Source organism: Sporomusa sphaeroides DSM 2875 (genome assembly GCF_001941975.2).
In the GTDB taxonomy this organism is placed as follows: domain Bacteria; phylum Bacillota; class Negativicutes; order Sporomusales; family Sporomusaceae; genus Sporomusa; species Sporomusa sphaeroides.
In genome coordinates, this window is the sequence record NZ_CP146991.1 from 1,463,801 (window position 1) to 1,487,340 (window position 23,540).

21 protein-coding genes are annotated in these 23,540 nt (G+C 48.5%); 16 read left to right on the top strand and 5 right to left on the bottom strand.

Annotated features, from left to right (window positions below; all coding sequences use genetic code 11):
• Positions 1-81: 81 nt before the first annotated feature.
• Positions 82-1,599 carry a PLP-dependent aminotransferase family protein gene (locus tag SPSPH_RS06425; RefSeq protein ID WP_075754302.1) on the bottom strand — a complete coding sequence of 506 codons (1,518 nt, stop codon included), beginning with the start codon at positions 1,597-1,599 and terminating at the stop codon, positions 82-84.
• A gap of 114 nt (positions 1,600-1,713) precedes the next feature.
• Here SPSPH_RS06425 and SPSPH_RS06430 point away from each other — a divergent pair, with 114 nt between their 5' ends.
• From SPSPH_RS06430 to SPSPH_RS06485, 12 genes are all read left to right on the top strand, one after another.
• A complete protein-coding gene (locus tag SPSPH_RS06430) occupies positions 1,714-2,400 on the top strand; it encodes an AzlC family ABC transporter permease (protein WP_233138690.1) in 687 nt (228 codons plus the stop codon).
• Complete coding sequence (locus SPSPH_RS06435) at positions 2,390-2,713, top strand: AzlD domain-containing protein (protein ID WP_075754304.1); 324 nt, start codon at positions 2,390-2,392, stop codon at positions 2,711-2,713. Before SPSPH_RS06430 ends, SPSPH_RS06435 begins: the two co-directional genes overlap by 11 nt.
• A gap of 137 nt (positions 2,714-2,850) precedes the next feature.
• Positions 2,851-3,363: a YmaF family protein gene (locus SPSPH_RS06440; protein WP_075754307.1), complete on the top strand. Its 513-nt coding sequence runs from the start codon at positions 2,851-2,853 to the stop codon at positions 3,361-3,363.
• Between the two features lie 203 nt (positions 3,364-3,566).
• On the top strand, positions 3,567-4,574 hold the full coding sequence (bioB, locus tag SPSPH_RS06445) for a biotin synthase BioB (RefSeq protein WP_075754309.1): 1,008 nt from the start codon (positions 3,567-3,569) through the stop codon (positions 4,572-4,574).
• Positions 4,575-4,578: 4 nt separating this feature from the next.
• Complete coding sequence (locus SPSPH_RS06450) at positions 4,579-5,052, top strand: hypothetical protein (protein WP_075754311.1); 474 nt, start codon at positions 4,579-4,581, stop codon at positions 5,050-5,052.
• Positions 5,053-5,058: 6 nt separating this feature from the next.
• Positions 5,059-5,850 carry a 6-carboxyhexanoate--CoA ligase gene (locus SPSPH_RS06455; protein ID WP_075754313.1) on the top strand — a complete coding sequence of 264 codons (792 nt, stop codon included), beginning with the start codon at positions 5,059-5,061 and terminating at the stop codon, positions 5,848-5,850.
• On the top strand, positions 5,834-7,006 hold the full coding sequence (bioF, locus tag SPSPH_RS06460; RefSeq protein WP_075754315.1) for an 8-amino-7-oxononanoate synthase: 1,173 nt from the start codon (positions 5,834-5,836) through the stop codon (positions 7,004-7,006). The genes SPSPH_RS06455 and bioF overlap by 17 nt, the downstream gene beginning before the upstream one ends.
• Positions 7,007-7,009: 3 nt before the next feature.
• Complete coding sequence (gene bioD / locus SPSPH_RS06465) at positions 7,010-7,768, top strand: dethiobiotin synthase (RefSeq protein WP_075754317.1); 759 nt, start codon at positions 7,010-7,012, stop codon at positions 7,766-7,768.
• Positions 7,750-9,132, top strand: coding sequence for an adenosylmethionine--8-amino-7-oxononanoate transaminase (gene bioA / locus SPSPH_RS06470; RefSeq protein WP_075754319.1), 1,383 nt, complete (start codon positions 7,750-7,752; stop codon positions 9,130-9,132). Before bioD ends, bioA begins: the two co-directional genes overlap by 19 nt.
• Before the next feature lie 236 nt (positions 9,133-9,368).
• The gene (locus tag SPSPH_RS06475) at positions 9,369-9,641 is read left to right on the top strand and encodes a FeoA family protein (RefSeq protein ID WP_075754321.1); all 273 of its coding nucleotides are present in this window, start codon (positions 9,369-9,371) and stop codon (positions 9,639-9,641) included.
• 4 nt (positions 9,642-9,645) lie between these two features.
• On the top strand, positions 9,646-10,419 hold the full coding sequence (locus SPSPH_RS06480; protein WP_233138695.1) for a FeoB small GTPase domain-containing protein: 774 nt from the start codon (positions 9,646-9,648) through the stop codon (positions 10,417-10,419).
• Positions 10,416-11,822: a nucleoside recognition domain-containing protein gene (locus SPSPH_RS06485; RefSeq protein ID WP_075754325.1), complete on the top strand. Its 1,407-nt coding sequence runs from the start codon at positions 10,416-10,418 to the stop codon at positions 11,820-11,822. The genes SPSPH_RS06480 and SPSPH_RS06485 overlap by 4 nt, the downstream gene beginning before the upstream one ends.
• Positions 11,823-11,844: 22 nt before the next feature.
• On the opposite strand, the gene SPSPH_RS06490 is transcribed toward SPSPH_RS06485, so the two are convergent.
• The 3 genes from SPSPH_RS06490 to SPSPH_RS06500 form a co-directional block, all read right to left on the bottom strand.
• Positions 11,845-12,270 (bottom strand): metal-dependent transcriptional regulator, encoded by a 426-nt coding sequence (locus SPSPH_RS06490; protein ID WP_075754327.1) that lies wholly within the window; start codon positions 12,268-12,270, stop codon positions 11,845-11,847.
• A 188-nt stretch (positions 12,271-12,458) separates the two neighbouring features.
• Positions 12,459-13,085, bottom strand: coding sequence for a YigZ family protein (locus tag SPSPH_RS06495; protein WP_075754329.1), 627 nt, complete (start codon positions 13,083-13,085; stop codon positions 12,459-12,461).
• A gap of 20 nt (positions 13,086-13,105) precedes the next feature.
• Positions 13,106-14,005 carry an RluA family pseudouridine synthase gene (locus tag SPSPH_RS06500; protein WP_075755996.1) on the bottom strand — a complete coding sequence of 300 codons (900 nt, stop codon included), beginning with the start codon at positions 14,003-14,005 and terminating at the stop codon, positions 13,106-13,108.
• 190 nt (positions 14,006-14,195) lie between these two features.
• On the opposite strand from SPSPH_RS06500, the gene mutY reads away from it, so the two are divergent.
• Together mutY and nifJ are read left to right on the top strand one after the other, a co-directional pair.
• Entirely contained in the window at positions 14,196-15,242 is a 1,047-nt protein-coding gene (gene mutY, locus SPSPH_RS06505) for an A/G-specific adenine glycosylase (RefSeq protein ID WP_075754331.1), read from the top strand.
• A gap of 756 nt (positions 15,243-15,998) precedes the next feature.
• Positions 15,999-19,541, top strand: a complete 3,543-nt coding sequence (nifJ, locus tag SPSPH_RS06510) for a pyruvate:ferredoxin (flavodoxin) oxidoreductase (RefSeq protein ID WP_075754333.1) — start codon at positions 15,999-16,001, stop codon at positions 19,539-19,541.
• A gap of 202 nt (positions 19,542-19,743) precedes the next feature.
• Here nifJ and SPSPH_RS06515 read toward each other — a convergent pair whose 3' ends face one another.
• The gene (locus SPSPH_RS06515) at positions 19,744-20,367 is read right to left on the bottom strand and encodes a HutD family protein (RefSeq protein ID WP_075754335.1); all 624 of its coding nucleotides are present in this window, start codon (positions 20,365-20,367) and stop codon (positions 19,744-19,746) included.
• A gap of 197 nt (positions 20,368-20,564) precedes the next feature.
• Between SPSPH_RS06515 and SPSPH_RS06520 the strand changes: the two genes are divergently transcribed.
• Both SPSPH_RS06520 and SPSPH_RS06525 read left to right on the top strand, forming a co-directional pair.
• Positions 20,565-22,175: a transporter substrate-binding domain-containing protein gene (locus SPSPH_RS06520; RefSeq protein WP_075754337.1), complete on the top strand. Its 1,611-nt coding sequence runs from the start codon at positions 20,565-20,567 to the stop codon at positions 22,173-22,175.
• Entirely contained in the window at positions 22,168-23,535 is a 1,368-nt protein-coding gene (locus SPSPH_RS06525; RefSeq protein WP_075754339.1) for a sigma-54-dependent transcriptional regulator, read from the top strand. The genes SPSPH_RS06520 and SPSPH_RS06525 overlap by 8 nt, the downstream gene beginning before the upstream one ends.
• The last annotated feature ends 5 nt before the right edge of the window (positions 23,536-23,540 follow it).

Consider the following 23,540-nt stretch of genomic DNA (forward strand, 5'->3'; position numbering starts at 1 on the left):
ATGTGTACTATGAGGAATACTATAGTAAAACATATGTATTTTGTCAAGGAGAAATTGCAGGATGAGGGGATGATGGTTGCTTTAAATGATCGGGGTAACTCCCGGGTGTGCCCGGATGCCGGTATTGGTGCTGTTGGCCACGGTATGCAGCGCTTTGCCCAACCGTTTAATACCTTCGAGCAGCTGGTCCTCCGGATAGGTGACAAAGCAGATTCGAAGCTCCTGAGAACCGGCGGCATCTGCATAGAAAGCTTCACCGGGAACAAATGAAACTCCTGTTTTTGCTGCTTCATGCAGCAGTTGGCGGGTAAAAATGCCATGGCTAAGTGTGCACCAAAAATAAAAGCCGCCTGCCGGCAAGGTAAAGGTGAGGTATGGGCTGCAGTACCGTCTAAGGGCGCTGGCGACAAAGTCGCGGCGCTTTTTGTATTCGGTGCGGACAAACGCCAGGTGATCATCAAGTAAATCTGCCGTTAAATAATCATAGAGCAATCGTTGCGACAGGTTGCTGCTATGCAAATCAATATATTGTTTCTCCAGGGCAAACCGGTTAATGACTGTTTCCGGCGCTACAACCCAGCCTGTGCGCAGGCCGGGAAAGAGCATTTTGGAGAAAGTCCCCAGAGCAATAACGCCGCCATAAGGGTCAAGGGCTTTGAGGGAAAGCGGCGGCTGTTCACCATAATATAATTCGCCATATGGATCGTCTTCGACGATGATTAACCGGTGTTTTGCCGCCAATTGCAAAAGTCTGCGGCGTTCTTCCAGCGGCATGACCCGGCCGTTGGGATTCTGAAATGTCGGCATGATATAGAACAGCTTAGGGCGGTAGCGGATCAGATAATCCTCAAGCAGGTCCAACGGTAAACGGCCTGAGGACGGCAGACTGAGTAACCGGGCATTGGCAGTACTAAACACCTGGATGGCTCCCAGATAAGTGGGAGACTCAACAATAACATAATCACCCGGCTCCAGAAAAACCTTGGTAATTAAATACAGTCCCTGCTGTGAGCCGCTGACAATCATTGTGTTTTCCGGGGTGGTGCCATAGCCTTTGGTTGTCAGTCTGGCTGCCAAGGCATGGCGGAGCGGCAAATAGCCTTCTGTAGGGATATGGCCTAAGTCGCAGCCGCCAGTATGGGCAGATTGCAGGCTAAACAAACGGTTAAAGTCATTTACGGGATATAATGCCGGGTCAGGCATACCGGCTGCTAACGGGATACTGTCAGTGACTGAGACCGAAGCAATTATTTCACGTAAAATAGAGGATAATTGCGTATTGGGGGTGGGAGTAAATAACTGTGACCAGGGTACAGCAGGAACACTCTGGACAGGTGGTGTCAACTCAGCTACATAGGTGCCGCTGCCGACCCTGGTGCTGACCAGTCCTTGTTCCTCCAAGCGGCGGTACGCGTTAATGGCTGTCGTGCGGCTTACGCCTAAGAGAGCGGCCAGCTCACGTTCAGGCGGCAGCTTACTGCCGGCAGGCAGGGTGCCATTATTGATATTTTCGGTCAATATGGTGGCAATTTGCATGTACAGGGGAATCGCTGATTTAGGGGCAAGCAATACTTTGTCAAGAATTTTGGATATATCCATTTGAATAAAAAACTCCTTGTGTATCCAATTATTATAATAATTGTCATAATTGGATATTTACAATGGTTTTCCTGCCAGGTAATATAAAATAAATTATAAAAGGCGGTGGAGCTCTTGAGAGACTATATGCAAGGGGCGCGTGACAGCCTACCTATTATGCTGGGAGTAATGCCTTTTGGCATTACCTGCGGTGTTATGGGACTGGCGGCCGGACTGACTCCGGCAGAAACCATACTTATGTCGCTCCTGGTATTTGCCGGGGCAGCGCAATTTATCTGCATTACTATGCTGGGAGCCGGCATTACCGGCTGGGGTCTTATTGTATTTACTACCTTACTGATTAACCTTCGTCATCTGTTAATGGGAGCATCGCTGGCACCGCAGCTTTTAAAACTGCCGCTTGCCCGGCAGATCCTGCTGGCATTTGCACTGACAGATGAGTCGTATGCGATTACCACTAATCGTACAGTCCAAGCCGGCTATAGCGCCAATTACCAGATGGGAAGCAGCTGGGCGTTATATTTTACCTGGGCATTGTCAACCATCGCCGGTGTGCTGGTGGGAAGCTATATTCCGGACCCGCTGGCCTGGGGTCTGGATTTTGCCATGCCGGCTGTCTTCCTCGCCATGTTGGTGCCCCGGCTGAATAATCCTGTCAGTGTGGCTGTTTGCCTGGTGGCTGCTGTGACGGCTGTAGTGGGAGCCGCTTATTTGCCGGGAAAATGGTATATTATCGCTGCCTGTGTGTCGGCTAGTATTGTAGGCGGCTTATTGGAAAAGGAGGAAAACCATGCGGTTTGAGATGTTACTGATTATCGCCGGAATGGCGGCGGTTACTTTTTTTACGAGGTTTGGTGCGCTGGCTTTATTGAAAAAAACCGGGTTGCCCTGTTGGTTTGAGCGCTGGCTCAGGCATGTTCCCACTGCCGTGCTGACGGCCCTTATTGTGCCGGCACTGCTGCTGCCGCAGGGCCGGGTTGACTTGTCTCTCAGCAACCACTATTTGTTGGCGGGGATATTGGCGGCCATTGTGGCTTATACCTGCCGGAACGCCATGCTGACCATGGGACTGGGTTTGACAGCCATGCTGTCGCTGCGGTGGCTTGGAATATAGGCGTGTTATTGAACCGGAGCCGTTAGCCTGTCCCAAACCGATTCATGCCCTAAGGTCGCTGGTAACTAAAAAGGTAGCAATTTGCTGTTTTCAGGCATAGTATATGGTGCGAAACCAATTTGGAGGTGTTATAGACTATGCCTGTTAACGAAGACGATCGCAAATCCAAGCATCATTATCATCAACAAAACTGTGCAATGCCACATGTGCATACTTATCTGCTTGAAGCTGATGTGGCCGACGAGCATCAGCATATAATTGTGGGAGTTAGCGGTCCGGCAAGGGAAAGGGGAAGAACCCATATTCACCGGATTCATGGGCGGACTTCATTTATCAGTGAAGAAAACGGGGAAGGGCACTGGCATACCGAGGATATTATGACCGGACCGGCTATTGAAATGCCGGAAGGCACTCATGTTCATTACTTTGAAGGTGTGACAAGCAAAGACTGTGGACATTGCCATAGCTTTTCCGGTGCTACCGGTCTCGGACCGTCAACCTTCTGCCCGGACGATGAAGAGGATGAAGATGACTTTTGTGACGACTATCATAGTACCGATGACTGTGAAGAAGTTGAAGACGAGTGTGACATACCAATAAAACCAATGCCTAAATATAAATTCGGTAAGCGTCTTGACGAGAAGAAATGAACCTGCTTACAGATCCGCCGGCACGTGTTGGCGGATCTTTTATTTGTATTCGCCAGGGGGCGGGGAAAACCGTATTTTCTCTATTTGCAGGATGTGTGAGAATATAGTATAATTTTAACGTTAACCATGAAAAAAATAATGGTTAACGTTTGTTTTATTGGTCAACTATGATAAATAAAATCGGTTAACAAGAGGAGGGCGACATGCTGAGTACGGAATTGATTATTAAGCTTGGCACCAAAGTGCTGGAGGGTGGGGAAATATCCCGGGAAGAGGCGTCAGTCCTGGCGGCAATTGATGATAAAGAGGTGCCGTTCTTATTAGCGATGGCTGACAGGATCAGGCAGCAGTTTGTGGGTGATGACGTTGACTTGTGCGCTATCGTAAACGGCCGCTCCGGATTGTGTACGGAAAACTGCCGTTTTTGTGCACAATCAGCTCATCACCAAGCCAATATTTCCATATATCCATTACTTAGTGGAGCTGAACTGGTAGCGGCAGCCAAACAGGCCGAAGCTGGCGGGGCGCTTCGTTTCAGCATAGTTACCAGTGGCAGGGGGGGGGAACGAGACCGGGACTTCCCGCAGATTGTCAGTGCACTGGAGCGAATTAAGCAGGAAACCAGCCTGATGGTATGTGCCTCACTCGGCACCTTGACACTGGAACGGGCCATAGCGCTGAAGGCAGCCGGGGTAAGCCGCTATCACCATAATGTTGAGAGCAGCCGCAATTACTACATAAATGTTTGCACAACCCATAGCTATGATGACAGGGCAGCCACCATCAGCATTGCTCATGCAGCCGGGCTGGAGGTGTGCTCAGGCGGCATTATCGGTTTAGGCGAAAGCATGGAAGACAGATTGGATATGGCATTTGAGCTTAAGACACTGGCCGTTCATTCTGTGCCGCTTAATATATTAAATCCTATTAAAGGCACAGAACTGGCCGGACAGCCACCGGTTCCGCCGCGTGAAATATTGAAAACCTTTGCCCTGTTCCGGTTTATTCTGCCTGCCAGAGGAATTCGTACTGCCGGCGGGCGGGAGGTAAACTTGCGGGATTTACAATCCATCAGCCTGATGGGAGGAATTAATGGCATGCTGATTGGCGGTTATCTTACAACAGGCGGACGCAACTGTGAGATGGATGTGGCCATGGTAAAAGATGCAGGGCTGCGTCCTTTGTCGGCAAAAGCTGTCAACAAGGAATAACGATATGCTGAGCAGAGTGGGGTGGATCAGCGAGGTTGGGCTGCTGACCGCCTTTATCACCATAACCGGCACCTTTAAGCTGCCGGGACTGCTGCCGGGAACAGAATTTCAACTGTCAGCGCCGCTGGCTGTGGCTATTTGTGCAGTGTTTGGTTTCGGCAAATATATTACGGCAGGTGTGCTGTCAAGTGTTATTGGCCTAATACTTGGTACCCAGTCACTGTTAAATGTGTTTATTGCCATGGTATTCCGGGGAGTTGTCGGTATGATAATAGTCCTGTTCGGAAACTCCTGGCCAATTATTGTGCTGGCAGGTCCGGCAGGTTCGGCTGCTGCCCGGCTGGCGCTGGGCGGGTTTATTGGCAAAGCGGCAATCCCGCTTTTGCTGGCAGCTCTGCCGGGGATGATGTACACGGCTTTGTTGGCTTGGCCGCTTACGGTTTTGTTAAAACGGATAAAGGAACATAAGGGAAGGTGACAGAGCATGCTGTACAGCGTTAGAATGAGGGCAGCCCAGGGCAGTTCGCACGAGCAAGGCGGCAAACATATTTCCGGTGCCGAACGGCTGGTAAGCGGAGAATTGCTCACCTCCGTAGCAGCGGCCATGCTTAGGCGTGCGCTGTCTCATAGCCGGGGAACGGCCGATTTTATCAACCTTACTGTCGAGACCGTTCCTGCTGAGGCCGTGAGGGAAGTGACCTGCCTGCCAATTATAACGGTGAATACTCCTGATATGATTGCCGGGCGGGAGTCGGCGCAAGCCATGCTGATCAGGGCCGGAGTTGCGCCTGTGGCTGCGGCGGCAGGCATAAGCGCACTGGTCGGATTGCCAGTCAGTCTGCGGGGCGCTATGGTAGTCAATGCGCAAACAGGCTTGAGGCTTGACACGCAGGCTGAGCGGGGAGTTCGCGTATCACGGATGGATATTGCCGATGAACAAGAATATTTGCATTGGCTGAACCGTCTGGGGTACGGCAATAACCAGATTCATCTCCGTGAGGCGGTGGTGTTAGCCGCTAAAGTTATGTCGGCACCGGGTATGGTTGCGGAATTATGCTGGTCAGATGACCCGGAATATACGGCCGGTTATGTGGCAACCCCGGCGGCATACACCCGGTTTACCCAGTTAAAACCTTATGGCAGTCCTATTGGCGGCAGGATTTTCTTTATACAGGAAAACACTGATTTGAAACAACTGGTAGATTACCTGCAGTATCAGCCGATACTGGTTAAAGTTCCAGCGGCAGGAGGTGCTGCTGATGCAGTTTCTGAGTGAGTTTCTGGAGCAGGCAATAGCCTGTGATTTGTATCGGCGGACGGTAACCTGCGACCCTGTTGCTCCCGGTCATGTCCGGATAAACGGACAGACTTACTTACTGCTGGCTTCTAATAATTACCTGGGCCTGACCCATCACCCTGAATTGCAGCAGGCTGCTGTCAAGGCAACACTGACATATGGCACCGGTTCGGGCGGGTCCAGACTTACTACCGGGACGCACCCGCTGTTTGATGAGCTGGAACCGGCATTGGCCAGATTCAAAGAGACGGAAGCAGCCTTGGTATTTAATACCGGCTATATGGCTAATCTTGGTGTCATTAGTGCTTTGGCCGGCCCGGATGACGTTATTTTCAGTGATGAGTTGAATCATGCCAGCATCATTGACGGTTGCCGTTTATCCCGGGCGCAGACTGTGATATACCGGCATGCAGACATGGCGGATTTGCATGGCCTGCTGCAAGGCACTGCCTGCCGGGGAAAACGGCTGATCGTAACAGACGGTGTGTTCAGCATGGATGGGGATATAGCGCCGCTGCCTGTCATTGCCGGCCTGGCTGAAAAGTATCATGCTCTCCTTATAGTTGATGATGCGCATGCTACCGGTGTGCTTGGACCAGGCGGACAGGGAACGGCTGCTCATTTTGGCATAAAGCATAAGGTGCAGGTGCAAATCGGCACGCTAAGCAAGGCACTTGGGGCAGAAGGTGGTTTTGTTGCCGGGTCAAAAGAGCTGATTGAGTATATAAAGAATAAAGCGCGCAGCTTTATTTTTTCCACCGCACTGGCACCGGCAACGATTGCGGCGGCGCTGGCCGCTCTCAGGCAGCTGTCAGCCGGACCGGACATGGTCAACAAGCTGAGTGAAAACGCCAATTATGTAAGAAGTTTGCTGCAGGCTGCCGGTATGCCGGTGCCTGGCGGTGTGACGCCGATCATACCCATTATGGTGGGTGAGGCCGGCGCTGCCGTCCGCCTGGCTGATGAATTATATAAACAGGGAATTATTATTACAGCTATCAGGCCGCCGACTGTGCCTTGCGGCACAAGCAGGCTGCGGTTGACGGTGATTACAGCACATGAACGGGATGAATTGCGCCAGGCCGTAGAAGCAATTACGGCAAAGGCCAGACAGTTTGGAATGGTGGTGGGATAGAAAATGCAAAAAGGTTTGTTTATTACGGCAACCGATACCGGCGTGGGCAAGACTGTTATTAGCGGAGCCATTGCCGCTGCTTTGAAGCGGCGCGGGATAAATGTCGGTGTGGTTAAGCCGGTAGCTTCAGGCGGCAGGGTTAATACCAGTGGCCAACCAGTGTCTGAGGACGCTACCTTCTTAATGGCGGCTGCCGGCATGGCTGAAGAACGGCGGCAGGAGGTCAACCCTGTCTGCCTGGCTGCTGCCTTGACCCCAGCGGTGGCTGCTGCTGAGTGCGGTATGACTATCGATGTGACAAAATTAATTACCGCTTGCCGGGCTATGCTAAATCAATCGGAGCTAACGGTGGTGGAAGGGGTAGGCGGCATGGCTGCACCTGTCTGGAAAGACTATCTTGTGGCCGATATGATGCTGGAACTTAAGCTGCCTGTCATACTTGTTGTGAAGCCTAATCTGGGTACAATTAACCATACTGTGCTGGCTGCAGAATATGCCCGGCAGCGAAGCATACCGCTGGCCGGCATTATTGTTAATTGCTGGGATGAAGCTGCGGCAACTGTGTTAGAACGCAGCAACTTAGCTTATATAAAGCTGTTGACCGGTTTGCCGGTGTTGGGCAAGTTTCCTTCACTTGCCGGGATTCCAGCAGGTCAAGCTTCAATGGTCGCATTAGGCCAGGCAGCGGAACAGCATTTGGCGATAGATCATATAATCGGTATGATGAAAGGAGAGGATTGTCCATGTTTCCGGCAGAGCTGAGAGACAAGCAGTATGTTTGGCATCCCTTTACTCAGATGCAGGACTGGGTGTCAAGACCGCAAAAGGTTATTGCCGCTGCGTCAGGCATTAAACTTATTGACACTGAGGGCATTGAGTATTATGATGGCGTATCGTCTTTATGGGTCAACCTTCATGGCCACCGCAAGGCTGAGATCGACCAAGCCATTATTGATCAGCTTGGTAAAGTGGCGCATTCAACTCTGCTGGGGTTAGCCAACATACCGGCCGCCGAACTGGCTGAACAACTTGTGGCCATAGCCCCTCACGGGCTAAATAAGGTATTTTATTCTGATGACGGCTCGACGGCAGTGGAAGTGGCCCTGAAAATGGCTTTTCAATATTGGCAGCATAAAGGCAAGCCCGGCAAACAGAAGTTTATTGCGCTGGAGCAGGCCTATCATGGAGATACCGTAGGGACAGTCAGCGTTGGTGGCATTGATTTGTTTCACCGGGTGTTCAAACCGTTGTTGTTTACGCCGGTGCATATTCCGGCTCCGTCTTGCTATCACTGCAAACTGTCCTCTGATCCGGCCACCTGTGGTATGCAGTGTGCTGTCAGGCTGGAACAGGTATTGGCTGAGCACCATCAAGAGATTGCCGGCCTGGTTATTGAACCCCTGGTGCAGGCGGCAGCAGGCATGATTATGTCACCTCCCGGTTATCTGGCCAAAGTGCGGGATATTTCCCGGAAATATGACATACTCTTTATTGCCGACGAGGTGGCGACGGGTTTTGGCCGCACAGGAAAGATGTTTGCCTGTGAGCATGAAGCGGTAGCCCCTGATATGATGACCCTGTCCAAAGGCATAACCGGCGGCTATATGCCGCTGGCAGCAACGCTGACTACAGATGAAATATATAATGCCTTTTTGGGCGATTATGCTGCTAAAAAGACTTTTTACCATGGACACTCCTATACAGGTAATCCGTTGGCTTGTGCGGCCGCATTGGCTAATTTGCGAATCTTCAGCGAGGAAAAGGTAATTGAGGGACTCCATTGCCGGATAGACGCCGCCGCAGTCAAGCTCAAAGCCATAGCCAGGCTTGAGCATGTGGGTGATGTTCGCCAGTGTGGTCTTATTGTGGGGATTGAATTGATGCAGGACAGGAGCCGGAAAGTTCCGTATCGGTGGGATCAGGCTGTTGGCGCCAATGTCTGCGAACAGGCGCGCCGGCTGGGACTGATCATTCGGCCGATTGGTGATGTGGTTATTTTTATGCCGCCGCTTGCCAGTACGGTTAGTGAAATTGAAGCTATGCTGGACATTATCGAATACGCCATTAGAGAGACTGCTGAAACAGGCAGCAGGGAATGCAGCAGTATGCAACCGACTGACTTATAAATGAAGACTTGATTCAAGTGGGGTTTTAACCCCATCTGAATCTTAGTCATCGGATAAGTAACTTAGCTGCACCTGCAAGCTAAAAGTATATTAACGCTGCTTGGAAAATATGCATTTTTTGTATCCGACCACAAGGCTGTTTCATAGCATATAACAGATGGCCTGACAGTTAGCTGTAGCTAACTTATATTTTTGGCCCATCTGTTAGCTTTGGTTAAGTTGAGGAGGTTGGTAAAATGAGCAGTGAACAGGCATCAACAATTGCACTTTCCGATTTGGCAGTAGGGGCATCCGGTTATGTGGCCAGTGTTGAACTTGGCGGATTATTAAGAAGGCGAATATTTGATTTAGGAATGGTTCCAGGCACAACAGTCCGGTGTGTGCGGAAAAGTCCTGCCGGCAATCCGATAGCGTTTGCTGTCAGGGGAAGTACTATTGCTTTGCGCACTGAAGATGCGCAGCTTATTCGGGCGCATCTTTGCAATGATGCTCAGGGAATGGAGGGCTGACAAAGTGGCGCAGGTAATAGTACCGGCTCGCAAAGTATTGCGGGAGCAGTTCGGGATTCATGCCAATCCCGGACAGTTTATTGTTGCTCTTGCAGGTAATCCCAATGTTGGCAAAAGCACGGTTTTCAACGCTCTGACCGGCTTGCGGCAGCACACCGGCAATTGGCCGGGCAAAACGGTGGATAATGCGCAAGGGACGTTTAGCTATAATAACCGGTCCTTCTTACTGGTCGATTTGCCAGGTACTTATTCCATCATGGCACATACGGCAGAAGAACAGATCGCGCGGGACTTCATCTGCTTTGGGCGTCCTGATGTGACTTTAGTGGTAGTGGACGCGACCTGTCTGGAACGAAACCTGAATCTGGCGCTGCAAATTATGGAGATAACTTCTAAGGTTGTCGTCTGTGTTAATCTTATGGATGAAGCCAGAAAAAAGCAAATCCAGGTAAATATAAGCCTACTGGAAAAAGAACTTGGCGTGCCGGTGGTAGCAACAGCAGCACGCCAAAATGAAGGTCTTAATCACCTGTTAGCTGCTTTGTACCGTATAGCTACAGGTGAGTGTAAGACTCATCACAAACAATTGCAGTATTCGCCAGAGGTGGAAGCAGCAATCGCGCAGCTTTTACCCAATATTGAGCGTCATATAGATAAACGGCTGAATGCCCGGTGGGTAGCGCTTAGACTGTTAGACGGAGACAGGGCTTTTATTGAAAGTATTGCCTTGCACTTGCAGTTGAGCGGCAATCCTGTTGTCAGGGAGGCCGTACAATGAAGGATAATGTTAAGCCGCTAAATACCTTTGCCGGTTTATGCGCGGAGGCGGAGGCTATTCGCCTCCGCTATGGCAACCAGTTAAGTGACAGAATAGTTGCCGATGTATATGCCAATGCTGAGAGTATTGCCCGCAAAGTTGTTACATCACCGGCAACCGATAAATCTTATTGGGATAACAAGCTTGACGACATATTGACATCACGTATATTTGGCTATCCCATTATGTTGATACTGCTAAGCTTAGTGTTTTGGATTACCATTGAGGGGGCTAACGTTCCCTCGGCAATGCTTGCCACTGCGCTTTTTAGTTTCCAGGACCAGTTGACAGTCTGGTTTCAAGCTGCTGGTGCGCCTGACTGGCTGCATGGTATTCTGGTGCTTGGCCTCTACCGGGCACTGGCCTGGGTGATTGCGGTAATGCTGCCGCCAATGGCTATATTTTTCCCGCTATTTACTCTATTGGAGGATTTGGGTTATCTTCCCCGGGTGGCCTTTAACCTTGATAATTTATTTAAAAAGTGCAAGGCTTGCGGCAAGCAGATTCTTACTATGTGCATGGGTTTTGGCTGTAACGCCGCCGGCATAGTCTCCTGCAGGATTATTGATTCTCCCCGGGAACGGCTTATCGCCATTCTGACCAACAACTTTGTGCCCTGTAACGGCCGGTTTCCCACCCTGATTGCCATTGCCACCATTTTTGTTGGCGGGGCGTTAACGCCACAATATGAAACAGCTGTTGTCACTGTCTTTATGGCCAGTCTGGTTATGCTGGGAATTGCCATTACTTTTGTCACGTCCTGGCTTTTGTCTCATACCATTCTAAAAGGGGAAGCCTCTTCAATGGTACTGGAACTTCCGCCTTACCGCAAACCGAATATTGGTGCAGTCATTTACCGGTCCATGATTGATCGTACTTTCTTCGTGCTCAGACGGGCGGTTTTGATGGCGGCTCCGGCCGGTGCAATTACCTGGCTCTTTGCCAATTTGTACATAGGTGAGCTCAGTATTCTGCAGCACCTGGCCGGAGGACTGCAGCCTGTCGCCTATGCAATCGGACTTGATGGCTATATTTTGCTGGCGTTTATCTTAGGGTTGCCTGCCAACGAGATTGTTGTTCCAATTTTGCTGATGAGTTATTTGTCTATAGGCCATATGATTGAGCTTGATGAGTTGTCTCAATTGCGGCAAGTCCTCATCAGCCACGGCTGGACCTGGCTGACGGCTCTAAATACCATGTTGTTCTGTTTGCTGCATTGGCCCTGTACGACGGCTTTGCTCTCGGCATATAAAGAATCAGGCAGTGCCAAATGGACGTTCCTGACATTTTTACTGCCGACCATAGTTGGCTTTGCCGTATGCTTTATTGTTGCCCAGTCGGCTCGGGCGTTAGGCTTGGTATAGCCGGAGGATGTCAGACTGCCGTCTACAAATCAGTCGGCTGACGCTCTTCGAGAAAGGTGTATAACTGCTGATACGTATCGGGATTTTTTCGCATAAATACTACGAAGGACTGAATGGCTTCAATAGTTGAATTGGATAAGTAATGCTCAATGGCTTCGGCTTCGGCGGCAATGTTGCAGTTAGTGCGAAGCATTACTAAAAACTCCTGCAGAATCTGGTTGCGGCGGACAAGGAATTTGCCGGTTTCGATGCCTTTGGCAGTCAGGCAGATATGACCGTATTTTTGGTAGGTGATATAACCAAGAAGATTGAGTTTGCGCATGGCTTTGGAAACAGAAGGCATAGACACATTAAGTTTGTGGCTGATATCAGTAACCCGGACAACGCCGAGATTGGCATGAAACCGATAGATTTCTTCCAAATAATCTTCCAGGCTTGGTGAAAGCATAGATATTCCTCCTGAAACCTTGCCGGGTTAATAGCATGAAATTAATAAATAATAATGCTTATCAATAAAATTGTGTTGGCAGCTTAGTATATGTTATGATGAATTATAAAATTTTGAACTGAAAAATAAAAAAAACGCACAAAAAACTCCCTTTTCTTATGGAGAGGGAGTTTTTTTAGGCACTTTATCTACATATCCAGATATTCTTCCCCGATTATTTTAACAATGGCCTGGGCGGCAGTGGCGTCGGCTATCAGCTGGATTAATTGATCTTCTTCCCCTTTGCGGACCAGGGTAACAATACTGACCGTCTCGGCGAAATCTTTGCTTTGGATAGGAAATTTGTTAAGCCGCAACTGATTTTCTACTGTGCCCAGCAGATGGTAGTCAAGCTGGATGGCTAGCTTGGTATGCAGCTGCTTTTCAACAATTACGGCAGCCTCCAGGCTGGCGGAAGCTGCTTTGGCATAGGCACGGATCAGTCCGCCGGCTCCCAGTTTGATGCCGCCAAAATAGCGGGTTACGACAATGACGGTGTTTTTTACCGCCGATTTGTTGATGACGTCCAATATTGGTTTGCCGGCCGTGCCGCTAGGTTCGCCGTCATCATCGGCTTTTTGATATTGTCCATGCTGGCCGATTACATAGGCGGAGCAATTATGGTTGGCTTCTTTGTGACGCTTTTTAATGTCGTTAATGAACGTCACAGCGGCCTCTTCTGTCACGGCAGGACAGGCAGAGGCAATAAACAGGGATTTATTGATTTCAAGCTGGATTTCAGCCACTTGTTTTATGGTGCGGTAGGCAGGCAGCATAAGGAGACCTCCGGTTTTATCTATAGGGTGGTGGTATGGGTTGCCAGTATTCGGGCAAAATCGTCCGGCAGGGGTGCTGTGACGGTAATCGGTTCTTTTGTTGACAGCTGCTCAAAGCTTACCGATACGGCGTGCAAGGCTTGTCTGGACATAAGCGGAGAACGGCTGCCGTACATGCGGTCGCCGATGATGGGGTAGCCAAGATGAGCTAAATGAACCCGTATCTGGTGGGTTCGGCCGGTATCCAGTACCAGTTCGAGCAGTGAAGTGGCAGCAAAGGTGCGGACAGTTTGGTAATGGGTAACAGCCTCCTCGCCTTTGGTGCTGATGGCCCGCCGGTTTGGTGAGTTTGGATGCGGGCCGATAGGGGCGGCAATTGTTCCCGACGGCGGCTGAGGCACACCTTGGACTAGAGCCCAATAGGTACGCTTGAGGGTCCTTGCCTTTAATTGCTCTTCTAATAAAAACTGGCTGCGGGAATCTTTCGCGAAAATTATGCAGCCCGATGTTTCCCGGTCTAACCTGTGAACTGCGCGAACGGTACTCAGGATGCCGCGCTCACGGAGGTGATAAGCCAGATGGTTGGCCAGAGTACCACCGGTTGTTTGTCCGGTGGGATGAACCAGCTGGTAAGGAGGTTTATTCAAAACCAGTACCTGCTCATCCTCATAAAGAATATCGATGTCTCCCGGTTCAGGCTCAACCCCATAGGATGTATCTTCAAGCAGTAAAACGCGTAAATTGTCGTTTGCCTTAAGCTGACGCTGAAGAAAAGCAGGCTTGCCGTTTAAGAATATTCCTTTTTGGCGTGTCAGCTTCTGGATTTGCCGTCCGGAGCAGTGCAGTACCTGCTTAAGATAGTCTTCTACCGTGAGGCTGGTATGCTCTGGTGAGATTTTATGGTTTTGGAATGATTTCATTAATAAATAGCCTTCTTTCAAAAAAGGTATGTACAATTCTACTATAAAATAAAATCCTGCAGTTGGCAAATGCCTTCCCCAGATTCCAGGACTAGTGCTGCATCTGGTGATATACTTCATGTTATTCTGAGTGCAGCACTAGCGCTGTTGTGTTATGATAGGAATAATTAATTAGGAAGGAAAGCCAATTATGACATTAGCAACCCAGTTATTGGACTGGTATTACGAAAACGCCAGGGATTTGCCTTGGCGTCAGGATAAAGATGCATATAAAATTTGGGTTTCGGAGATTATGCTGCAGCAAACACGGGTAGAAGCTGTAAAGGGTTATTATCAGCGATGGATTGACCGGTTTCCCACACCCGCGGTTTTGGCAGAGGCCTCTGAACAGGAAGTATTGCAGTATTGGCAGGGGCTGGGATATTACAGTCGGGCCCGCAATTTGCTGGCCGGGGTACGGGAGGTATGTGCAGCCTATGGGGGGGAAGTACCGGAAGACGAGCAGTTGATCAGGCAGCTTCCTGGGGTGGGAGACTATACTGCCGGTGCTATCGCGAGCATTGCCTATAACCGGCGGGTGCCGGCTGTTGACGGCAATGTCTTGAGAATTTTCAGCCGGCTGTTTTGCCTGGAGAGTGATATCAGCAAGCAGGCGACCAAACGGGAGATTGCCGGCTTGCTGCATCGGCATATGCCTGACAGCAGTCCGGGAGATTTTAACCAGGCGCTGATGGATTTGGGATCCATGATCTGTATTCCCCGACGTCCCCGCTGCCAGGTTTGTCCGCTAAGCAATTTGTGTGAAGGCTATGCACGGGAGGTTCAGGATACGTTACCAGTGCGGCCTGCCAAGAAAGAGCCTGTGTTGGTGCAGTTAGCTGCCGGTCTGGTATTGCAGGACGGAAAATATCTGGTGCGGCAGCGCCCGGCCAAAGGTCTGTTGGCCGGGATGTGGGAATTTCCCACTGTGGAACTTACTGGTGGGCAGGCAGCAGACCGGTGTCTAACAGCAGTACTGTGGCATGAGTTTGGTCAGGAAGTCGATGTAGGGGAAGAGCAGTTTCATTATATCCATATATTTAGTCACCGGAAATGGGATATTTCCTTTTTTTCATGTCAATGGCTGTCAGGCAATGGGGTGATGAAGGAAGGCCAATGGCGGAGTCTTACTGAATTTAGCAATATGCCCTGGGCCGGTCCCCATCATAAGGTTGCCCTGGCATTGGCTGAAAGCTAGTGCTGCATCCGGTGATATTGCCGGATGCAGCACTAGAGGCTGTGGCATAAAGAAAACACGGCTTATGCCGAGCTCCAGCGAAGGCGAAAGCCGATGTTGCCCTTATCCAGGCGAAAGTTATACTTTCTATCAGGATAAAAAAGCGTACTCCTAGCTGCGATGGCTGCGAGTACGCTTTTTTTACTCTTTTTTAGTTGCTTCCTGAGCTCGGGTTACCGGCTCTTTTTTAGTCTTTCCACTTTGCTTAGGGCCGCGGCCAGGTTTTTTATCCCCCACACCCGTCACCTCCAACTGTGTTTAGCTAATAGTATACCCATGAAAAGAGCGGCATATACCTGCATAATATCAGAAACGGGCCGTTGCAAAACGCAGTTTAAAATTTTTTCAGTAAATTTTGTGTTTTGTAAAAAAAATAAAAGGTTTTTTGCAATTGATTCCGAACTAATATTACAAAACAAATTACTGGTCAGACCACTGTACCAGCATACCGTTAAAAAACTTTACAAGGGAGTGAAAATTCAAAAAAATAAAAATTAATTATAACATATACAAATTATGAATTCAAGAAATATTGGCAATATTTTTGCGCTAAAAAACGAAAAAAAATGCTATTTCCACACAATTTTTTCATCTATAAGCAGGAGTCTAGGGTTTTTACAAGAATGTATACAATATAATTTCACAATTATTTCTTGTTAACACAATTTTTCTAGCTAGTAATGGCTAAACCAAATTGATGAAAAGGAAGGGATACCTATGGCAAAAATGAAAACTATGGATGGCAACGCCGCAGCAGCACATGTAGCCTATGCATTTACGGAAGTTGCGGCAATTTATCCCATCACCCCGTCGTCTAATATGGCAGAAAACGTTGATATCTGGGCAGCAGAAGGTCGCAAAAATATCTTCGGACAAACAGTGAGAGTTGTTGAAATGCAGTCCGAAGCTGGCGCTGCCGGTGCTGTGCATGGCTCTCTGCAAGCAGGTGCTCTTACCTCTACGTTTACGGCATCCCAGGGCTTATTGTTAATGATTCCTAATATGTACAAGATTGCCGGCGAATTGCTGCCAGGCGTATTGCATGTAAGTGCCCGTGCCGTTGCTGCTTCCGCTCTAAATATCTTTGGTGATCATCAGGATGTCATGGCAGCCCGCCAAACTGGTTTTGCCCTGCTTGCTGAGAGCAGTGTGCAACAGGTAATGGACTTGGCAGCCGTTGCCCATCTGTCAGCTATCGAAGGCCGTGTTCCGTTCCTAAACTTCTTTGACGGTTTTAGAAATTCCCATGAGATTCAAAAAATCGAAACATGGGATTATGATGTTTTAGCCAAAATGGTTAACCAGGAGGCTCTGGCAGACTTCCGGAAACGGGCTCTGAATCCTAACCATCCGGTTACCAGAGGAACTGCGCAAAATCCTGATATCTACTTCCAGGGTCGCGAGGTTTCCAATGAGTATTATGAAGCTTTGCCGGAAATTGTTGAAAAATATATGGAAAAAGTTAAAGAAGTTACCGGCAGGGAATATCACCTGTTTAACTACTACGGTGCGCCTGACGCTGATCGCATGATTGTAGCTATGGGCTCTGCTTGCGAAACTATTGAAGAAACCATTGACTATCTGAATGCTAATGGTGAAAAAGTAGGTCTTTTAACTGTTCACCTCTATCGTCCTTTCTCCATTAAGCATTTCATGAAATACATTCCTAAAACAGTTACCAAGATTGCTGTTCTTGACCGTACCAAAGAACCAGGCTGTGCTGGCGAACCACTTTATCTTGATGTTAAAAATGCATTTTACCGCAAAGATTGGCAGCCGGTTATTGTTGGCGGCCGCTATGGCTTGGGCTCAAAAGATGTTGTGCCTGCCCAAATCCTTTCCGTTTATGAAAACCTCAAAGCCGATGAGCCGAAAGACGGCTTCACCATCGGTATTGTTGATGATGTTACCCATACTTCCCTGCCGCTTGGCGCAGATATCGACACCACACCTGAAGGCACCCGCGCCTGTAAGTTCTGGGGTCTGGGTTCTGACGGCACAGTCGGCGCCAACAAAATGGCGATCAAAATCATTGGCGACAAAACCGACATGTTTGCTCAGGGTTATTTTGCCTATGACTCCAAAAAATCAGGCGGTATAACTGTTTCTCACCTGCGTTTTGGTAAAAAACAGATTAAATCCCCGTATCTGATTAATAAAGCTGACTTTATCGCCTGTCACAACCAATCCTATGTTACCAAATATGATGTTCTGGCCGGATTAAAACAGGGTGGTACCTTCCTGCTCAACTGCATTTGGGATGAAAAAGAGCTGGACGAGCATTTACCGGCTAGCATTAAACAATATATTGCCAATAAAAATATTAATTTCTACACCATCAACGCAGTAGGCATTGCCAGAGAAATTGGTCTCGGCGGCCGTATCAACATGATCATGCAATCGGCATTCTTTAAATTAGCCAACATTATTCCTATTGAAGATGCAGTAAAATATCTTAAAGATGCGGTTGTTGATGAGTATGGCTTAAAAGGCGAAAAGATTGTTAACATGAACTTTGCCGCCATCGACAAAGGCATCAATGCTATGGTGAAAATTACTGTTCCGGAAAGCTGGAAGAATGCAACCGACACAGTTGTAGAAACCAAAGAAGTGCCTGAGTTCATCAAGAAGGTTGTTATTCCGATGAACCGCAACGAAGGTGACAGTCTGCCGCTGAGTGTACTCAAGGAAATGGGTATTACTGACGGCACTTTCCCGATGGGAACTGCTGCTTATGAGAAACGCGGTATTGCGGTAGACGTTCCTGAATGGGATGTTGAAAAATGTATCCAATGTAACCAATGCTCCTTCGTTTGTCCGCACGCTTGTATCAGACCGGTGCTGGCCAACGAAGAGGAAGTCAAAAATGCTCCTGCCGGCTTTGTTACCAAGAAAGCTAATGGTGCCGCTGATCTCCAGTTCCGGATTGCTGTATCGCCGCTGGATTGCACAGGCTGTGGCAACTGCGTTCAAGTGTGCCCGGCTAAAGAAAAAGCTATTACCATGCAGCCGCTGGAAAGCCAAATGGCTCAGGCTGATTTGTGGGATTATGCGTTGTCGCTGTCCAAAAAGCCTAACCCGGTTAGCAAAGAGACTGTCCGCGGCAGCCAGTTCGAAACTCCGTACCTTGAATTCTCCGGCGCCTGCGCAGGTTGTCTTGAAACTGCTTATGCCAAGCTTGTAACTCAACTGTTCGGTGACAGAATGATGATTGCCAATGCAACCGGTTGTTCTTCCATCTGGGGCGCATCGGCACCTGCTACTCCGTACTGCACTGATAAATGCGGCCATGGTCCGGCTTGGGCCAACTCCCTGTTTGAAGATAATGCCGAATTCGGTTATGGCATGCAAGTTGCCGTGAAACAAATTCGCGCACGCCTGGCAGACAAAGTAGCTGAAGCGCTGACTACCGCAACCGGTGATGTGAAGGTAGCTCTTGAAGAATGGTTGGCCAAAAAAGATATCGGTGCCGGTTCACGTGAACGGGCTGACAAGCTGAGCGCTGCTCTGGACGCTGTAAAAGGCACCAACGCACTGCTTGACGAAATAAACAGCTATAAAGATTTCTTTGTTAAACGTTCCCAGTGGATCTTTGGTGGCGACGGCTGGGCATATGATATCGGTTACGGCGGCCTTGACCATGTTCTGGCTTCCGGTGAAGATGTCAATGTGTTCGTATTTGATACTGAAGTGTACTCCAATACTGGCGGTCAATCCTCGAAAGCCACTCCGACTGCCGCTATTGCTCAGTTTGCTGCCAGCGGCAAGCAAACCAAGAAAAAAGATCTTGGCATGATGGCTATGAGCTATGGCTATGTTTATGTAGCCCAAGTCTGCATGGGCTCTGACAAGAACCAAACTCTTAAAGCTATTGCCGAAGCAGAGGCTTATCCGGGACCGTCCCTCATCATCGCTTACTCGCCATGCATCAACCATGGCTTGAAAGTAGGCATGGGCAACAGCCAGCTTGAATGCAAACGTGCTGTTGAAGCCGGATACTGGTCAATGTATCGTTACAATCCTGCGCTTAAAGAGCAAGGCAAAAATCCGTTCAGCCTTGACTCCAAAGAGCCGACTGCTGACTTCAAAGAATTCCTCATGGGTGAAGTACGTTACTCCTCACTTAAGAAGCTGTTCCCTGAACAAGCCGATGAATTATTTGACAAAACAGCCAAAGATGCCGTCGAAAGACGGGATATGTACAAACGGTTAGTCAAACTTCATGGTGAAATTGTAGCTGAAACAGCTGCTAAAGAATAAGCATCAGCTAGTCTTATAAGAATAAAAAAGCGCTATTTGCCGGTACAAGGCAAATAGCGCTTTCTTTTATCCTGACACAAAACCAGACCCGGTGAGGGCAGACGCCAAGCAACGCTGCGCCGCTGGCGCTTAACCTACGCTCTTGCATAACGGCCGCCCTCGCCTCAGTAATGTTGACGGCTGTAAGGAACGCGTCACGCCGCTAACAATACTTGATATCTACTCTGACAATATGAGCTGGCGAAGACGAACCCGCCAGCGTTAAAGGAATTTTTTCCGTACCGGCCTGGAGGGTAAGCAGCAGGAAATCTCCTGCCAGCAGTTCGTACCTTTCACTGTTGTCAATGGTGAGAGTGATGCTGCCTTCCACACAATAGAAGGCTGAACTCACTTTAGCAAACCGGGCAGGGTCGGCCGGTTTTGTCTCCAGGGCAATCGGTCTGTTATCCTTAGTGTGAATGGCAGCCAGCTCTCCGGCGCAGGCGCCTGCCAGCATTACATTAAAATCACGGACTTTGCCAAAACTTGTGGTTGTCCAGTCACCGCTGAAGCTGTCTTGCTCAAAAGGTGTCAGCGTTACACTGTGATGACCTGCATGTTCCAGCTTCATTGTGCCTTCCAGTACCATAATCAGCCGCCATACTCCCGGCAGGGACGTAAAAACAGATTCTTCGGTTTCAACTCTGGCTGAGCTAAGGCGCCATTGAAAATTGCGCTCACTATAAACGGCATCCTTGGGATAAATGGCAATTTGTGTCGTAGTGCCGCCAGACCAGTTGCTGGTGGTCTGTTCCTGACGGCGTACTAATTCAACTTCATAAGACATATTTTTTCTCCCCTTCAACGCTGTAGTCTGTTGTAACGAAACAATATATATGCAATTATTATACCAATGTTTTGACAATGCGGCTATCATGCCGCAGTACACCGGCATGGATTTTGAGCAAATTGTATATAGTACAGGAGTTGGGGCTTATTTGTCGAAAAGAGGATTAAAGGGGAGAAAACTCTGCAGGAGGATATATGGTTTATCGATTGTACTTGGTAGTTTTAGCATTTATAGTAACATTCTGCTTCTGGCCGGTGGCAGCTTTAGCTATCGGAGAAAACCCGGACCACCGGGTTTTAATTGTAGCTGGCGATGAAAATTTTCCCCCGTATGAATTTGTTGATAGTATTGATGGGTCTCAGGTTTACCGGGGGTTTAATGTTGATCTCTTAAAAGCCGTTGCGCTTAGTACCGGTTATGAAATTCAATTCCGCCCTTTGCCCTGGGCAGAGGCGATGCGGGCGCTGGACCGCGGGGAAGTTCATGCCGTAGGCGGAATGAAATATAATTCCGAGCGTGATAAACGGTATGATTTTTCCGAAGCCTATATGACGAATTCGTTGGCTATTTTTGTTCGCAAAGACATGCAGGCCATTGCTTCAATTGATGATTTAACCGGATATAAGGTTGCTGTGCAGAAAGATGCTGTGAGTTACTACCGGTTGAAAGACCTCCCGGTACATTTATGGCTTACCTCCAGTCAGGAAGAAACGCTGGCCTTATTAGTCAACGGCGAAGTGGATGCTGCTGTGGGCAATCACTTGACAGGCAAATATATTTTGCAGCGGACCAATAAGCATGAAAATATTAAAATTGTTGGTGGGGCTATTGATCCGGAAGGGTATTGCGTGGCAGTACAGGAAGGCGACCCGCTGCTTGTTGTTTTTAACAGAGGGTTAGCCGATATTAAGCAAAATGGCACATATGACAAAATCTATGCCAAATGGTTTGGTGAGCCGGTGGACTACCCTGTGCAGTACTATAAGCGCAATTTTAGCATTGCCTTAGGGGGTGTGGTGGTACTGGTTGTTGTTGCCGCCGTATTCATTCAAATTAATCTGTACTTACAACGGGAGGTAAAAAAGCGCACTCTCGAAATTCAAAAGATTAACGAAGAATTACAGCGAAAAGATAAGATGGAGGCACTGGGTAAGCTTGTTGCCTGTATCGCCCATGAAATCCGCACACCCTTGACGTCGATCAAGACTTTTGTTGAGTTATTGCCAGCTAAGTACGATAATCCCTTGTTTAGAGAAAAGATAAGTCAATTTGTGCCGCAGGAAGTGGAGCGGCTTAATACGATTGTGAATGATTTGCTGTCCTATGCAAATCCGCGCAAGATTGAGCGGGAAACTACCCCGCTGAAACGCCTGATTGATAATGTTATGGTATTTTTCGCCGATGCCATCGCCAGGCAAGGGATCGATTTGCAGATAGATATTAACGAAGAAGTGCTTGTCCAGGTGGATAGACAGCAAATGAAACAGGTAATGATCAATATTTTTTTAAATGCTATCCAGGCAGTAGAAGGCACAGAGCATGCCAAACTGACAGTCAGCGGCGGTATAATGGACGGCCTGCCGTATTTGGCTATCTTCGACAATGGTGCGGGTATTGCTGAGGAAAACCGGAAATTTCTCTTTGAACCTTTTTTTTCGACGAAAGACAGAGGGACAGGCTTAGGCCTGTTTGTTAGTTATCAGCTGGCTAAACAAAACCGGGTGGATATCAGGATTGACAGCCAGGCCGGCAGCGGCACAAGGGTAACATTACTATTTAACTCTGAGGAGAATGAAGATGCATAAATTACTGATTGTTGACGATGAACCAGCTATCTGTACTTCCCTGTATTTTGCCCTGGAGGATAAATATCTGGTGACAATGGCGAATTCGGCCGAGGAGGCGCTGGCCGCTGTTGCTAAACAGGAGTTTAATATTGTCTTATTGGATTTGAAACTAGGCAGTGCTGACGGCATGGAAGTATTAAAAGCAATAAAGCAAATTGACGGCAGTATTATTGTGATTATTATGACTGCCTATGGCAGCATACAATCGTCGGTGGCAGCGATTAAAGCCGGCGCGTTTTACTATCTGACTAAGCCTATTAATATGGATGAGCTCCATATGCTGCTGACCAATGCTTCCGAATATATCGGGATGCGTTCTAAAGTTGAATATTTAAACGAAAAGCTGACAGAACAAAATGAAATAGCAGGCATGGTCGGTACTTCGGCGGCTATGCGGCAGATTCAGCATGATATCGAGCGGGTTAAAAACGTTGATTCCAATGTCCTCATCTGTGGGGAAAGCGGTACAGGCAAGGAACTTGTCGCCAAAGCCCTGCATTACTTAAGTGTGCGCAAAAAAGAACCCTTTGAGGTCATTAACTGTGCCGCTATCCCGGCAGAACTCTTGGAAAGCGAGCTGTTCGGTTATGAAAAGGGCGCCTTTACCGGCGCGGTACAACGGAAAAAAGGAATTTTTGAACTGGCCGACCAAGGTACGTTATTTCTGGACGAAATCGGCGAGATGGACATAAAGTTGCAAGCCAAACTGCTGCGGGTAGTACAGGAAAAGGAAATAGCGCCAATTGGCTCCTGTCAGCGTCGAAAGATCAATGTGCGTATTATTTGCGCTACCAACCGGAATTTGAAGCAGATGGTTGCGGAAGGAAAGTTCCGGGAAGATTTATTTTTTCGTCTTAATGTTGTAAGCTTTCAGTTGCCGCCGCTGCGGCAGCGGCGGGAAGACATTCCGTTATTGGCCCAGTATTTTGTTAATAAATACAATAGAAAGATGGCCAAACAAATTAAATATATTGAACCGGATTTTTTGGAGCGGCTCACGCAATATGAGTTTAAGGGTAATGTCAGGGAATTGGAGAATATTATTGAACGCACCATGGTGTTCGCTGATGACGGTGTCCTGCGCGCCGCCAGTTTACCGGCAGAAGTGCAGCAATACCATATCCTAGCCGAAGAGAAGCCGGCTGAAGGCCCCAGGGTGATACCGGTTTATGTGGGCGAGGATTTGGGTGAAATCGAAAGAAAGGTCATTATCCAGACCTTGCAGCATTATCGGGGAGATAAGGCTAAAACCGCACAGACTTTAAAAATCAGTGAACGCAAATTATGGTATAAGATTAAAGAATATGAATTGAAATAATAATG

Excerpts from the sequence above, each read along its gene's own strand:
- SPSPH_RS06425 (WP_075754302.1), bottom strand. The coding sequence starts at position 1,599 with ATGGATATATCCAAAATTCTTGACAAAGTATTGCTTGCCCCTAAATCA.
- SPSPH_RS06435 (WP_075754304.1), top strand. The coding sequence starts at position 2,390 with ATGCGGTTTGAGATGTTACTGATTATCGCCGGAATGGCGGCGGTTACT.
- SPSPH_RS06440 (WP_075754307.1), top strand. The coding sequence starts at position 2,851 with ATGCCTGTTAACGAAGACGATCGCAAATCCAAGCATCATTATCATCAA.
- bioB (WP_075754309.1), top strand. The coding sequence starts at position 3,567 with ATGCTGAGTACGGAATTGATTATTAAGCTTGGCACCAAAGTGCTGGAG.
- SPSPH_RS06450 (WP_075754311.1), top strand. The coding sequence starts at position 4,579 with ATGCTGAGCAGAGTGGGGTGGATCAGCGAGGTTGGGCTGCTGACCGCC.
- SPSPH_RS06455 (WP_075754313.1), top strand. The coding sequence starts at position 5,059 with ATGCTGTACAGCGTTAGAATGAGGGCAGCCCAGGGCAGTTCGCACGAG.
- bioF (WP_075754315.1), top strand. The coding sequence starts at position 5,834 with ATGCAGTTTCTGAGTGAGTTTCTGGAGCAGGCAATAGCCTGTGATTTG.
- bioD (WP_075754317.1), top strand. The coding sequence starts at position 7,010 with ATGCAAAAAGGTTTGTTTATTACGGCAACCGATACCGGCGTGGGCAAG.
- bioA (WP_075754319.1), top strand. The coding sequence starts at position 7,750 with ATGTTTCCGGCAGAGCTGAGAGACAAGCAGTATGTTTGGCATCCCTTT.
- SPSPH_RS06475 (WP_075754321.1), top strand. The coding sequence starts at position 9,369 with ATGAGCAGTGAACAGGCATCAACAATTGCACTTTCCGATTTGGCAGTA.
- SPSPH_RS06485 (WP_075754325.1), top strand. The coding sequence starts at position 10,416 with ATGAAGGATAATGTTAAGCCGCTAAATACCTTTGCCGGTTTATGCGCG.
- SPSPH_RS06490 (WP_075754327.1), bottom strand. The coding sequence starts at position 12,270 with ATGCTTTCACCAAGCCTGGAAGATTATTTGGAAGAAATCTATCGGTTT.
- SPSPH_RS06495 (WP_075754329.1), bottom strand. The coding sequence starts at position 13,085 with ATGCTGCCTGCCTACCGCACCATAAAACAAGTGGCTGAAATCCAGCTT.
- SPSPH_RS06500 (WP_075755996.1), bottom strand. The coding sequence starts at position 14,005 with ATGAAATCATTCCAAAACCATAAAATCTCACCAGAGCATACCAGCCTC.
- mutY (WP_075754331.1), top strand. The coding sequence starts at position 14,196 with ATGACATTAGCAACCCAGTTATTGGACTGGTATTACGAAAACGCCAGG.
- nifJ (WP_075754333.1), top strand. The coding sequence starts at position 15,999 with ATGGCAAAAATGAAAACTATGGATGGCAACGCCGCAGCAGCACATGTA.
- SPSPH_RS06515 (WP_075754335.1), bottom strand. The coding sequence starts at position 20,367 with ATGTCTTATGAAGTTGAATTAGTACGCCGTCAGGAACAGACCACCAGC.
- SPSPH_RS06520 (WP_075754337.1), top strand. The coding sequence starts at position 20,565 with ATGGTTTATCGATTGTACTTGGTAGTTTTAGCATTTATAGTAACATTC.
- SPSPH_RS06525 (WP_075754339.1), top strand. The coding sequence starts at position 22,168 with ATGCATAAATTACTGATTGTTGACGATGAACCAGCTATCTGTACTTCC.